This window comes from Erythrobacter insulae (assembly GCF_007004095.1).
Taxonomy (GTDB): Bacteria; Pseudomonadota; Alphaproteobacteria; order Sphingomonadales; family Sphingomonadaceae; genus Erythrobacter; species Erythrobacter insulae.
The window spans coordinates 1,553,898-1,566,015 of sequence record NZ_VHJK01000001.1; the positions used below are offsets into that span (position 1 = coordinate 1,553,898).

General features: G+C 57.6%; 14 protein-coding genes. 7 read left to right on the forward strand and 7 right to left on the reverse strand.

The window, feature by feature from the left end; genetic code table 11:
• Window positions 1-33 precede the first annotated feature (33 nt).
• Together yidC and yihA are read left to right on the forward strand one after the other, a co-directional pair.
• Window positions 34-1,821: a membrane protein insertase YidC gene (gene yidC / locus FGU71_RS07385; RefSeq protein ID WP_142787979.1), complete on the forward strand. Its 1,788-nt coding sequence runs from the start codon at window positions 34-36 to the stop codon at window positions 1,819-1,821.
• Between the two features lie 44 nt (window positions 1,822-1,865).
• Window positions 1,866-2,507: a ribosome biogenesis GTP-binding protein YihA/YsxC gene (gene yihA / locus FGU71_RS07390; protein WP_142789029.1), complete on the forward strand. Its 642-nt coding sequence runs from the start codon at window positions 1,866-1,868 to the stop codon at window positions 2,505-2,507.
• A gap of 10 nt (window positions 2,508-2,517) precedes the next feature.
• Here yihA and FGU71_RS07395 read toward each other — a convergent pair whose 3' ends face one another.
• Complete coding sequence (locus tag FGU71_RS07395) at window positions 2,518-2,937, reverse strand: VOC family protein (protein WP_142787980.1); 420 nt, start codon at window positions 2,935-2,937, stop codon at window positions 2,518-2,520.
• Between the two features lie 118 nt (window positions 2,938-3,055).
• On the opposite strand from FGU71_RS07395, the gene FGU71_RS07400 reads away from it, so the two are divergent.
• Entirely contained in the window at window positions 3,056-3,721 is a 666-nt protein-coding gene (locus tag FGU71_RS07400) for a glutathione S-transferase family protein (protein WP_142787981.1), read from the forward strand.
• Window positions 3,682-4,587 (forward strand): S1/P1 nuclease, encoded by a 906-nt coding sequence (locus tag FGU71_RS07405; protein WP_234035682.1) that lies wholly within the window; start codon window positions 3,682-3,684, stop codon window positions 4,585-4,587. The genes FGU71_RS07400 and FGU71_RS07405 overlap by 40 nt, the downstream gene beginning before the upstream one ends.
• On the opposite strand, the gene FGU71_RS07410 is transcribed toward FGU71_RS07405, so the two are convergent.
• Complete coding sequence (locus FGU71_RS07410) at window positions 4,584-5,192, reverse strand: LysE family translocator (protein ID WP_142789031.1); 609 nt, start codon at window positions 5,190-5,192, stop codon at window positions 4,584-4,586. The genes FGU71_RS07405 and FGU71_RS07410 overlap by 4 nt on opposite strands.
• Window positions 5,193-5,247: 55 nt before the next feature.
• Here FGU71_RS07410 and dapE point away from each other — a divergent pair, with 55 nt between their 5' ends.
• Window positions 5,248-6,405 (forward strand): succinyl-diaminopimelate desuccinylase, encoded by a 1,158-nt coding sequence (gene dapE / locus FGU71_RS07415; RefSeq protein ID WP_142787982.1) that lies wholly within the window; start codon window positions 5,248-5,250, stop codon window positions 6,403-6,405.
• Window positions 6,406-6,430: 25 nt separating this feature from the next.
• The gene (locus tag FGU71_RS07420; RefSeq protein WP_407644400.1) at window positions 6,431-7,666 is read left to right on the forward strand and encodes a dicarboxylate/amino acid:cation symporter; all 1,236 of its coding nucleotides are present in this window, start codon (window positions 6,431-6,433) and stop codon (window positions 7,664-7,666) included.
• A 6-nt stretch (window positions 7,667-7,672) separates the two neighbouring features.
• Here the strand turns inward: FGU71_RS07420 and FGU71_RS07425 are convergent, their stop codons facing one another.
• Genes FGU71_RS07425 through dapB form a run of 4 tightly spaced genes read right to left on the reverse strand, consistent with a single transcriptional unit; the run spans window position 7,673 to window position 10,646 of the window.
• On the reverse strand, window positions 7,673-8,218 hold the full coding sequence (locus FGU71_RS07425) for a hypothetical protein (protein WP_142787983.1): 546 nt from the start codon (window positions 8,216-8,218) through the stop codon (window positions 7,673-7,675).
• Window positions 8,219-8,275: 57 nt separating this feature from the next.
• On the reverse strand, window positions 8,276-8,917 hold the full coding sequence (gene nth / locus FGU71_RS07430; RefSeq protein WP_142787984.1) for an endonuclease III: 642 nt from the start codon (window positions 8,915-8,917) through the stop codon (window positions 8,276-8,278).
• 4 nt (window positions 8,918-8,921) lie between these two features.
• The gene (locus FGU71_RS07435) at window positions 8,922-9,914 is read right to left on the reverse strand and encodes a YwqG family protein (RefSeq protein WP_142787985.1); all 993 of its coding nucleotides are present in this window, start codon (window positions 9,912-9,914) and stop codon (window positions 8,922-8,924) included.
• Window positions 9,915-9,917: 3 nt separating this feature from the next.
• Window positions 9,918-10,646, reverse strand: a complete 729-nt coding sequence (gene dapB, locus FGU71_RS07440) for a 4-hydroxy-tetrahydrodipicolinate reductase (protein WP_142787986.1) — start codon at window positions 10,644-10,646, stop codon at window positions 9,918-9,920.
• 36 nt (window positions 10,647-10,682) lie between these two features.
• Between dapB and FGU71_RS07445 the strand changes: the two genes are divergently transcribed.
• Entirely contained in the window at window positions 10,683-11,399 is a 717-nt protein-coding gene (locus FGU71_RS07445; protein ID WP_142787987.1) for an NAD-dependent deacylase, read from the forward strand.
• Between the two features lie 54 nt (window positions 11,400-11,453).
• On the opposite strand, the gene FGU71_RS07450 is transcribed toward FGU71_RS07445, so the two are convergent.
• Window positions 11,454-12,107, reverse strand: a complete 654-nt coding sequence (locus tag FGU71_RS07450) for a hypothetical protein (protein ID WP_142787988.1) — start codon at window positions 12,105-12,107, stop codon at window positions 11,454-11,456.
• Between the last annotated feature and the right edge of the window lie 11 nt (window positions 12,108-12,118).

Here is a 12,118-nt window from a genome sequence, read left to right on the forward strand (position 1 = left end):
ATACACTAATTGAAGAATTGACGGGATTTCACTTTGGACAATCAGCGCAATCTCCTGCTCGCTGTCGCTCTTTCCGGCCTGCTGATCATCGGCTGGGATTTTGCGATGCGGACCTTTTATCCCGAGGCTGCGATCACCGCGCCGACAGAGCAAATAGAGCCCGCTGCGCAAACGAGCGCGGCTGGTGCTCCTGGCACATCGACAGTCGCCGCCGATCTGCCGGATGGGGCGGAAATGCCGGCCGGTCCGGTCGACCTGTCTGCGGCGTTGGCCGATCCGAACCGGGTTGTGATTGATACGCCGAAACTGGCTGGATCGATCAATCTGGTAGGCGCGCAGATCGATGACATCGTGCTTAAAGATTACCGCCAGACAGTCGACAAGGACAGCGGCCCTGTCCGACTGTTTGCGCCTGCGCGCACCGAAGACCAATATTTCGCGCAATTCGGCTTTGTCGTTGGCGGCGAGCGGATGCCGAGCAACGCCGTTTGGGAAGCCAATGGCGCGTCTCTGACACCGAGCACTCCTGTCACGCTGACCCGGACCGATGAGGCCGGCCTTACCTATTCGATCGCGCTGTCGATTGATGAAGAGTATATGATTTCGGCAACGCAGTCGGTTGCCAACGCATCCGAGGCTGCGGCGATTATCCAACCTTTCACGCTGATTGATCGCACCAGCAAGAATGCCTCGCCTGACGAATTCATCGTTCACTCCGGTCCGATCGGAGTGTTTGGCGACACGTTGCATGACCCCAACAATTACGAAGAACTGGCCGAGATTGGCCGCGATATTCCCGAAGGCACAACCGATTGGCTTGGCTTTACAGACCGGTATTGGCTGTCTGCGCTCATTCCGGGTGAAGGCGAAACCGCCAGTTCAGGCTTTCGCGCGCTTGGCGGTGAAATGTTCCGCAGCGGCATCACCTATGAGGCCCAAACCATCCCGACGGGCGGTAGCCTGACCCAATCAACCCGTTTGTTTGCAGGCGCAAAAGACAGCATCATCCTCGACGAATACGAGGAAAGCGGCATCACCTATTTCGGCAAGGCGATTTCGTGGGGCTGGTTTGAGTTTATTGAAAAGCCGTTCCTCTGGTTGCTTCGCACGCTGAACGGTCTTGTCGGCAATTTCGGCGTCGCAATCATTCTGCTTACGGTGATTATTCGCGGTTTGATGTTCCCGATTGCGCAAAAGCAATTTTCGAGCATGGCCGGAATGAAGGCATTGCAGCCCAAGATGAAAGCGCTGCAAGAACGATACAAAGACGATAAGCCGCAGCAGCAGCAAGAGATCATGAAGCTGTACAAGGAAGAAGGCGTCAATCCGCTTGCGGGGTGTCTGCCGATCCTGATCCAGATCCCGATCTTCTTTGCCCTCTATAAGGTCCTGATGCTCGCCATTGAAATGCGGCACGAACCGTTCCTTTACATCCGTGACCTTTCCGGCCCTGATCCTGCGACAATTCTGAACCTGTTCGGATATTTGCCGTACGACGTTCCCGGTTTCCTCGGGATTGGCGTGCTCGCGGTCCTTTTGGGTGTGACCATGTGGCTCACATTTAAACTGAACCCTTCGGCGATGGACCCGATGCAGCAGCAGATTTTCAATCTGATGCCGTGGATCCTCATGTTTGTGATGGCGCCATTTGCCGCAGGCTTGCTGATTTACTGGGTTACTTCGAACATTCTGACCGTGGCGCAGCAAAGCTATCTTTATTCCAAGCACCCGGCGCTGAAAGCGCAGGCGAAAAAGGATAAAGAGGAGATGGCGCGGAAAAAGGCCGAGGCAGACAAGGCGAAAAGCAAAGGTGAAGCGTGAGCAAGCCCGAGCTGACCGAAGCCGAGCTTGAAGAACGCGCGATCATGCGCCGCGAGAAAGCGGCCGCGCGCATGTTGTCGGGCCGCGTCGATTTCCTGTTGTCCGCGCCGCAGCTGAAATTTCTGCCAGAGCCAACGGTGCCTGAAATTGCATTTTGCGGCCGCAGCAATGTCGGAAAATCGTCGCTTTTGAATGCTTTGACACAGCGGCGTTCAATTGCGCGCGCTTCGGTAACGCCGGGCCGCACGCAAGAGCTCAATTTCTTTGAAGTGGGCGAGCCGACGCAGTTCCGGCTGGTCGATATGCCCGGATACGGCTTTGCCAAGGCACCCGTCGCTGTCGTCGACAAATGGAAGAAGTTGGTGAGGTCATACCTGCGGGGCCGGGCGGTGCTGGCGCGCAATCTGGTGCTGATCGACAGCCGGCATGGCATGAAAGAAGTCGACCGCGAGATGATGAAAATGCTCGATGAGGCAGCCGTAGGGTACCGCATCGTTCTGACTAAGACTGACAAAATCAAAGCGAGCCATCTGGAGCGCGTCGCCAATCAGGTCGCCGATGAAGCGAAGAAGCATGTTGCCGCCTATCCCGAACTGCACCTGACGAGCAGCGAAAAAGGGATGGGAATCGATGCGCTGCGCGTCGCGGTGGTACAGGATGCTCTGGGAGCTGACGCGCTGGGGTAGGAAACGCGCATCACCGCGCGAACAATTGCTCCGGATCGGCAAAGGCTTTGAATTCAAGCGCGTTGCCTGATGGATCGCGCAGGAACATCGTCGCCTGTTCGCCCGGCCGGTCGCGAAAACGAATAGTGGGCTCAATCACAAATTCGGTGCCGGCGGCTTTCAGCGTTTCAGCGAGAGCCTCCCAATCTGCCATCGACAACACCAATCCGAAATGCGGGACCGGAACACCGTGGCCATCAACATGATTGCTGGCCGCATCGCCCGCCTTTCCCGGTGCGAGATGCGCGACGATCTGATGCCCGTGAAAATCGAAATCGATCCACTCATCTGAAGAGCGCCCCTCGGTGCAGCCCAGCAACTCTCCGTAAAAGCTGCGCGCTTTGCCAAGATCGTGAACGGGAAAGGCAAGATGGAAAGGGGGAAGAGGCATATTTTGAAGCCTTATACTTGATTCGTGTAAAGAGTAACCCGTTCAGGCTCGACAGCGAAAGACTGAATATCTAGGCAGGTGGCGACATCGCAGCGCTGTTGGCGGAACAAGCAGAATTATGAAACTCATTATCGGTAACAAGAATTATTCAAGCTGGTCGCTGCGCGGTTGGCTGGCGATGAAGCAATCGGGCTTGCATTTCGATGAAATCATCGTGCCGATGGCCGGCGAGCAATGGGACAAGGCCAAACAAGAAGGCGATATGCAGCCTTCGCACGGCAAGGTGCCAATCCTGTGGGATGATGAAACCGTCATCTGGGATAGCCTCGCGATTATGGAATATCTTAGCGACAAGGTGGGCCGCGACCGTTTCTGGCCAAAAGAAGATGGCCCGCGCGGAATGGCCCGCGCCATGGTCGCGGAAATGCATTCCTCCTTTGGCTCACTGCGCGGCGAATTACCCATGAATGTGCGCCGCCGGGTACAGCTTCAGAATGTCTCCGATGCAGCGCGTGACGATATCATCCGGGTCCTGCAATTATGGGCAGAGGCGCGGTCGCGGCATGGCAGCGCAGGGCCGTTTCTGTTCGGAACGTACGGCGCTGCGGATATTTTCTTCGCTCCGGTCGTTTCGCGTTTCATCACCTACGGCATTGGCGTGCCGGGATTTGCGCAAAGCTATATGGAAGCCATGTGGGAACATGCCTGGACACAGGAATGGATCGCCGCGTCAGAGGAAGAACAATGGGTCATCGAACAATACGAGAGCGTCGGCGCGGAATAATCGTTGCCAGCCTGTTGGCTTTGGTGATGATGATGCCCGTAGAGGCTCACGCGTGGGGTTTTTACGCGCATCGCACCACAGCTGATATTGCCGAGGTGAATGTCTCACCCGAAACGCGCGCCAAGATCGAAGCGTTGATGAAATCGGAAGCGCTGCTGGGCACGCCCGAATGTGATCTGGCGACGCTTCAGGATGCAAGTGTATGGCCCGATTGTGTGCGCCGCGCCCGGTGGCGCTGGGGCTATACAGCGGCATGGCATTACCGCACAGCGCCGATCTGCGAGGCTTACAATCCGCGCGCCAATTGTTCGGGCGGAAATTGCGTCACCGCTCAGGTTGAGCGCAATCACCGCATCCTTGCCGATGAAAGCCTGCCCGACCACATCAGGCTGGAGGCGCTTGCTTTCATGGTCCATTTTGCCGGAGACGTGCATATGCCGCTGCATTCGGGGGACAAGGATGATCGCGGCGGCAATGACCGAGAGACCGATTATGGGATCGTGCCAAGCCTGAACCTGCATTGGATATGGGATGGACCGCTGGCCGAACGCGCGATCAGCGATCCGGCAGATCCCGTGGTTCGCCGCTATTCCGGCGCAGAACGCAGCGATCTGGGCGGCGGTTCCGCAGCCGATTGGGGTCAGGAAAGCTGGTCTATCAGTCGCAGCTTCATCTATCCGACGGCATTCGATACCGAAAACGTATGCGCTGGTGAGCTGCCGCGCAAAACCGCACTGTCGCAAGACGATATTGTGAAAGGCGTGCCGATTGCAAAGCGCCGGGTGCAGCAGGCAGGCGTACGTATCGCCGATCTGCTTGAAAGCGCTTTTGCGCCTGGTCCGTTGCCCGAACCGGAGCGTCGTTAAACGAACGCTTTGGTCAAAAACCAGGCTCCGACCCCAAGCATACCGAGCGCGAGAATACGGCGGACTGTCTTTGCACGTTGCCGATGCATCAAAACGTAGCGGACTTTTTCTGCGCCCAATATAAGCGCAAGGTGCACCGCCGTCGCGATTGCCACACTAATCGCGGCCATCGTCAATCCCTCGCCATAGCTTGGCCGCCCGTCCGAGACGAATTGCGGCATCACCGTTACAAAGAACAATGTCGCTTTGGGATTGAACAGGTTGATCACGAAACCGGCGATCATGTTGCGCCGTCCACCCGCAGGCGGCGTGGCGGATGGAGAGCTTTCTCCGGCGTCCTGCCACGCCTGCCACGCGAGATACGCCATCATTCCCGCGCCCAGAAATGCAATTCCCTGCGACAGCAATGCGCTTTGCCTCAGAATATAACTGGCCGCCAAAACGCTGATCACGGCGTTGGTCGCCAGGCCGAGCGAAATGCCCCAGATCGTGGCCAATCCCGATTTGCGCCCCTCTGATAGGGTAAGCGCGATGAGCCAGCCCATATTGGGGCCGGGGGTCAGCTCAATCAGCATCACGGCAATGGCAAATCCAATTAGGTCCACTGCCAATGCATAGCATACTTGCCGAGCGCGTCATTGCTCCGCTAACGCATGATCCGTGTCTGATCCAATCTCCTTAGCAAAACGCCTGATCGCCGCCCGCAGCATTACCCCTGCGAGCGGCCCTGTCTTTGATGAAATGGAAGCGATGCTGCTCCCGCTCGGTTTTGCGGTGCACCGTTTTACGCGCGGGGAAGGCGAGATCGGCAGCGATGAAGAGCAGGTCGAGAACCTTTTCGCCATTCGCAAAGGGCCGGAAGGCTCGAAACATTTTGCCTTTGCAGGGCATCTCGACGTGGTGCCGCCCGGTCCGATAGGCGGGGAAGGGGGCTGGACCAGCGATCCGTTTGTACCCGAAGAACGCGGCGAGCTGCTCTATGGCCGCGGCGCGGTTGATATGAAGGGTTCCATCGCCAGCATGATCGCCGCGGTGGCCGATGTGCCGCAGGACGCAGGCACGATCAGCTTTATCATTACCGGCGATGAAGAGGGGCCCGCGCTCCACGGTACGCGCGCGCTGATAGATTATATGCGCGCCGAAGGTATTCAGCCCGATCTGTGCCTGGTAGGAGAGCCCACCAGTGTCCACCGGCTGGGTGATATGATGAAGATCGGTCGGCGCGGGTCGGTCAATATCTGGCTGGAAGTCGAGGGCACACAGGGTCACGTCGCCTATCCGCATCTGGCCGATAATCCGATGCCCAAAATGGTTGGTATGCTGTCCGAGCTGAACAACCTTCACCTTGATGATGGCACTGACTGGTTCCAGCCGAGCAACCTTGAGATCACCGAATTCAACGTCGCCAACAAAGCGCATAATGTGATCCCGGCAAAAGCAACCGCCCGCATCTCGATCCGGTTCAACGATCTGCATTCGGGCGCGTCGCTTTCCAGCACAATCGTTGCCATTGCCCAAAAGCACGGCGGGACCGCGCGCCCTGTTATCAGCGGCGAACCATTCCTGACCGCGCCGGGCGCATTTTCCGATATGCTGGCCAAAGCAATCGAGGACGAAACCGGGATAACACCCGAAGCCTCAACCAGCGGAGGAACGTCCGATGCGCGGTTCCTGCGTAGCGTTTGCCCGGTGATCGAATTTGGTCTGTGCAATGCCACCATGCATAAGCGCGACGAGGCTGTGGCGATGCCCGACCTTGAAACGCTAGCCCGCATCTACACCAGAGCCGCGCTGGGCGCGCTTTCGCTCGACACGTAAGCCTTTTTCCCGGGGATCAATGATAATGAAAACATGGTTTGCAATTCCGCTGTGGCAGCGGGTGATCGGCGCGCTGGTCCTTGGCATTATCGTCGGGCGGCTGTGGGGGCCGGAAGCAGAGAGCATCAAGATTATCGGCGATGTGTTTGTCGCCTTTATCAAAATGCTGGTCGTGCCGCTGATCTTCTTTAGCCTTGTCGCAGGCGTTGCCGCGATTGGAGACATTCGTAAACTGGGCGCGGTTGGCGGACGGGCGATGCTGTTGTTCATCGTGAGCGGCCAGATTGCGGTCTGGCTCGGCCTGTTCCTTGGCACGGTGCTCGCGCCGGGGCTTGGCGTGGACACTACCGCTCTGAACGTCGGCGATACGCCGCCGCCAAGCGAAACGACGTGGCGCGATATGATCATGGGGATGATCCCGCAAAGCCCGGTTCAGGTGATGGCGGACGTCAACGTGCTGCCGCTGATCATCTTTTCGCTGTTGATCGGGATCGGTATCCTGATGGCCAAAGAAGAGGGCGCACCGGTGCTCAAAATCTTCGAAAGCGGCAGTGTTGTGATGCAGAAAGTCACCATGGTGGTGATGGAGCTGACCCCGTTTGGCGTTTTCGCGCTGATGGCGTGGGTCGCGGGCACGCTCGGTTTTGATGCGCTGGCGGCGCTTGGTAAGCTGGTCGCGCTCAATTATCTCGGCTGTCTGTTGATCATCGCGATCATCTATGGCGGCATGATCAAGTTTTTGGCCAAGCTGCCAGTGATCGACTTTTTCCGGGGTATCATCGACGCAATCGCCGTCAGCTATTCCACGGCCAGCTCCAACGCGACGCTGCCTGTGACTTTGCGCTGTGCCCGCCGGAACCTTGGCGTGTCGAACTCGGTCGCGAGCTTCGTGATCAGCCTCGGCGCGACGATCAATATGAACGGTACGGCGATGTATCTGGGCCTTGCGACATTGTTCGGCGCGCAGATTTTCGGCGTGGACCTGACGTGGGGCGATTACTTCCTGATTTCGATCCTCGGCACACTGGGCGCGGTTGGCGCAGCGGGCATTCCGGGCGCGGGCCTGATCATGATGGCGCTGGTCTTCGGCGCGGTCGGCGTGCCGCTTGAGACGATTGCCTTTGTCGCTGGCGTTGACCGGATCATGGACATGATGCGCACGACGACCAATGTGAGCGGCGATGCGGCGGTGGCGACGACGGTGGCGGCGATGACGGGTGAGTTGGACCGGGCGGAGATGATTTCGGCGGATGATGTTTGAGTTTGGCTAGTCTAATCGTCGTGCTGGAGTGGCTTGCTGTGCCCTAGCTTTTTCATTCGCTAGCATGATTGCTCGTTCAGCGGCTTTCTCGATCAACCAATAACCGAAAATGCGTAGTCCAATAGTAAGCGCAATCAGGACCGCTATGTTGCCAAGAACGGTCCATTGGGCCTCCAAGATAGCTGCAAGAATTGCAATGGGCACCACGCCGATTCCGCCGAGCACTAAGCCTATAATTACGGCGAACAAGCCCCACTCTATGTAGACAAAGGCCATCGCTAGAACCCAAAGGACCAATCCAAAGAGATAGGATGCGAGGTAGAACCCATTTCCTGCAAATCCACGAGTAGATCCAATTGCGGATAAAGGGAGAAAGACGAGCAAGCAGATCGCAAAAGCGACACCGAATATGCTTGGAGCCCATTCGAGCGCCCAGACACTGAATTCTGCAGCACCATAAAGCAGAGCGACTCCAAGAATAGATAGGACAGCTATTATGCCGAATCCCGCAACCACCCCGCCGAAGTCCTTTAATTTATCACTAGTGCTCATTTTATAGCGCCCCAAGACTTTGTTTGCTTACTTTCTCAACAGTTAGCAGGTAGCAGATTACTTTCTTTCAGTCACCTTCTTACGAAAACTGCACAAATCCACCAGCCCGCATCGCCAGCATTCCGGCGTGCGCGCTTTGCACACATAGCGACCGTGCAGGATCAGCCAGTGATGCGCGTGGAGGCGAAACGGCTGCGGCACGCGCTTTTCCAGCTTTGCTTCGACCGCTTCGGGCGTCTTGCCCTTGGCCAGACCCGTCCGGTTGCCCACGCGCAGGATGTGCGTGTCGACCGCGAAAGTCTCCTGTTTGAACCAGCAATTGAGCACCACATTCGCCGTTTTGCGGCCCACGCCCGGTAGCCGCACGAGGTCTTCGCGCGTGCCGGGCACTTCGCCGCCATACTCGTCCACCAGCAATTGCGAGAGCGCGATCACGTTCTTCGCCTTGGAATTGAACAGGCCGATGGTCTTAATGTGCTCGATCAGGCCGTCCAGACCCAGATCGAGCATTTGCTGCGGCGTCTCCACCTTTGCAAACAGCGCGCGCGTCGCCTTGTTCACGCCGACATCGGTCGCTTGCGCGGATAGCGCGACGGCCACGGTCAACTGATAGGCGTTGCCATATTCCAGCTCGGTCTCGGGCTCGGGATTGTCTTCGGCAAGACGGCGGAAGAATTCAAAAATCTGGTCTTTGGTCATGATATCAGGAACAATCCCACCAAAAGATCACCTTCGAAAAATCCCGCGCAGCGAGATCTGCCGAACGGATCAGGAAATGCGCTTCGCCCACATCTCCCCATTGCAAATGATCATCCGATGTCAGCCGCAGGAGGACCGTATCATAATCATCCAAGCTGCCGGGCCCGCGAAAATCTGATTGTACAAAACAGGGATAGCCGCCTGCATGATGAACCAGAGAGCGCTTTTCCTCATTGGCTTCAATCAGATCGTCCCATCGTTCGAAACCGGGGCGTCGCAGATTGCCTTCGATCCGGGCGTCCAGCTCCCAAATGTTGGATGGCATGACATCCTCAATTGCCGCGCCTGCCAGCGCGACACCAGCTTGGCGGACTGTCTCATTCAAAAACGGAGTGATGCTTTCATCGGGCGGGCGCTGCGCGGTTTGTTGATGCCGATTACGCGGGGAACCTTCGGGGCGGTATAAAACTGCGACATCGCTCTTGATGGGCTCATCCATCTCCATGCCCCATAGATCATCATCGTCCGGGATGAAGAATTGTAACGCGCCTGTGGTGGGGAAACCTTCCAGTTCAGGCAGTTGGTTGAAATCGAGTTGGGCGATGAACTCCATCGGATTGCCTTTGCGCGATTGAGGCCACGCCTGGCCCTCTTCCAACCAAACAGGGCCGCCAAGACGTGAACCATCCGGTCCGGCTTGGCCATTCGCCTCGGGCGCGCTCCCTGCGGGATCAAGCCTGATCGCTGGCTTTGATTGGGCACCAAGCCATTGCGCGAACTCGGAATGCTCGGTTTCGGAAATCGGCGGGCTGTCGGGATTTGCCGCTTCGAAAATTTCGCGCGATTGCCGTGCGCGCTCTTCCCATTCCGCCTTTTGCTGTTTGGAATAGGCGCTGCCCGGTTTGTCGGAGCCTCCGATCAATTCACCAATTTTCTGTGCGCCAAAATACACTGCGACGATGAATATGCCGAAGAGAAGGATGCTGAGCCATTCCATCGATCAGAGATCCAGCACGTCTTCCATGGAATAGCGCCCTGCTGCTTTACCAAGCAGCCACTCGGCACCGCGCACTGCGCCGCGGGCAAAAATCATCCGGTTCTCCGCCGAATGGGACAGCGTGATGCGTTCTTCGAGCCCGGCAAAGATCACGCTGTGTTCACCCGCAACCGTGCCGCCGCGCAAGGTGGCAAAGCCGATCGCGCCCTCACGCCGTGCGCCGGTTTGGCCGTGCCGCCCGCTATCCATCGCATCGGACAGATCCACACCGCGCGCCTCAGCCGCTGCCTCTCCCAGCAATTTCGCGGTGCCCGAAGGCGCATCGACTTTCATCCGGTGGTGCATTTCCAGCACTTCGATATCCCAATCAGGGTCCAGTGCCGCGGCGGCTTCCTTTACAAGATGCGCGAGCAGCGTGACGCCCAGCGATGTGTTGCCTGTCTGCAGAACGGGGATCGCCTTTGATGCCTCGGCAAGCAAAACGAAGTGCTCCTCTTCCAGCCCGGTTGTCCCGATCAGGATCGGAATGCCCGCAGCTTTTGCGGCCTCCAGATTGGTTTTGAGCGCGGCGGGTGATGAAAAATCAACCACCACATCGCATTGATCCAGCAACGGCTTCGGGTCGCCGCCCATATCCACACCGACTCGGAAATCGTGTCCTTTTTCCTCGATCGCGGCGGCAATCGCCTGACCCATCCGTCCTTTGTGTCCAATAATGCCAAATTGCGCCATTGATCCTGTCACCCTTACCGTGTTTCAAGCACACCCATGGCAGAGATAAACCGCATCGTCATCCTCACAGGCGCAGGCATTTCCGCAGAAAGCGGGATCGATACATTCCGCTCCGAAGGCGGCTTGTGGGAACAGCACCGTATAGAAGATGTCGCCACGCCCGAAGGGTTCGCCCGCGACCCAGACCTTGTGTTGGGCTTTTATGACATGCGGCGTGCGGCGCTGAGCAAAGCAGAGCCTAATGATGCGCACCGCGCGCTGGCGCGATTGGAAAGGGAATTTCCAGGCGAGCTTTTGCTGGTTACGCAGAATGTCGATGATCTGCATGAACGTGGCGGATCGCGCGATGTGCTGCACATGCATGGTGAGCTTAAAAGTGCATTATGCGCCTCGTGCGAGATACGAAGCGCGTGGGATGCGCCAATGTCGGCCACCGGTGGCCAGCGCCCGCAATGCCCGGTTTGCCAGGCCCCGACCCTGCGCCCCGATGTCGTGTGGTTTGGCGAAATGCCATATCAGATGGACCGGATCTACGCCGCGCTGGGTGCAGCGGACCTGTTCGTCAGCATCGGCACCAGCGGCGGTGTGTATCCGGCCGCCGGGTTTGTACAGGAGGCGCGGCAGAGCGGCGCACGCACGCTTGAGCTGAACCTTGAGCCGAGCGAAGGCACGCATTTTTTTCACGAGGCGCGCCATGGGCCAGCAGGGCAATTGGTGCCGCGCTGGGTTGACGAGGTGCTTGATTGGAATTGAAGCCGCAACTGTTTTGATCAGGGAACCTGCGACGCGTTATAGGCTCAACCGCGCCTATTCTGCGAGGCATCGCTGGCACAATTCGGATGGGAAACGTCCGGTGCAAGCCTTGATAATTTCTTCACGTGGCAGCTTACCTTTTGCGCCCCGATAGGCGTTGCAAGCCTCCGGTCCAATCGCTTCGATCACAGGAAGTTGGACCGCCACTACACCATCCTGAACCGATGTCAGGCGCGTCCCATCCTGATCGGCGCGCAGTTCAATCGCGTCTTCTCCATCCCATAAACGCAGGTTCGCTCCGCTTTGTGGTCCGGCAGCGAACAGGGCGACCTGCCCTTTGCGTGTGTCGAGTGTAAGGCCGATATTCCCAGACGGCTCAAAGGTTACATAGCCGCCTCTTTCCTGCCCTGTGCCATCGTAAAGCATGAGCCCAGAGACTTTTTCGCCGCCGCGCCCAACGGTTTTGCCGTCTATGATCGCATCGGGCAGATCGCTTCCCAAACGCGCGCGAACTGTCCCTGTGGCATCGACTATTTCGAGCGTGCGAAGTTGCAGAACGTCGATTTTTCCCGCCGCTTTCGCCGGTGATGCAGGGCTAATGTGCCAAATTGCCAAAGCCACTGCGATCAATGCGAACACAATCGCTATTCTTGATAGAAACCGGTTTTTGCGCTCGATAGCCTCAAGCCTGCTGTCAAAATCAACCATCTTTTGCCTCC

Coding starts and splice junctions, on each gene's coding strand:
- yihA (WP_142789029.1), top strand. CDS start 1,866: ATGCGCCGCGAGAAAGCGGCCGCGCGCATGTTGTCGGGCCGCGTCGAT.
- FGU71_RS07395 (WP_142787980.1), bottom strand. CDS start 2,937: ATGCCTCTTCCCCCTTTCCATCTTGCCTTTCCCGTTCACGATCTTGGC.
- FGU71_RS07400 (WP_142787981.1), top strand. CDS start 3,056: ATGAAACTCATTATCGGTAACAAGAATTATTCAAGCTGGTCGCTGCGC.
- FGU71_RS07405 (WP_234035682.1), top strand. CDS start 3,682: ATGGGTCATCGAACAATACGAGAGCGTCGGCGCGGAATAATCGTTGCC.
- FGU71_RS07420 (WP_407644400.1), top strand. CDS start 6,431: ATGAAAACATGGTTTGCAATTCCGCTGTGGCAGCGGGTGATCGGCGCG.
- FGU71_RS07425 (WP_142787983.1), bottom strand. CDS start 8,218: ATGAGCACTAGTGATAAATTAAAGGACTTCGGCGGGGTGGTTGCGGGA.
- nth (WP_142787984.1), bottom strand. CDS start 8,917: ATGACCAAAGACCAGATTTTTGAATTCTTCCGCCGTCTTGCCGAAGAC.
- FGU71_RS07435 (WP_142787985.1), bottom strand. CDS start 9,914: ATGGAATGGCTCAGCATCCTTCTCTTCGGCATATTCATCGTCGCAGTG.
- dapB (WP_142787986.1), bottom strand. CDS start 10,646: ATGGCGCAATTTGGCATTATTGGACACAAAGGACGGATGGGTCAGGCG.
- FGU71_RS07445 (WP_142787987.1), top strand. CDS start 10,683: ATGGCAGAGATAAACCGCATCGTCATCCTCACAGGCGCAGGCATTTCC.
- FGU71_RS07450 (WP_142787988.1), bottom strand. CDS start 12,107: ATGGTTGATTTTGACAGCAGGCTTGAGGCTATCGAGCGCAAAAACCGG.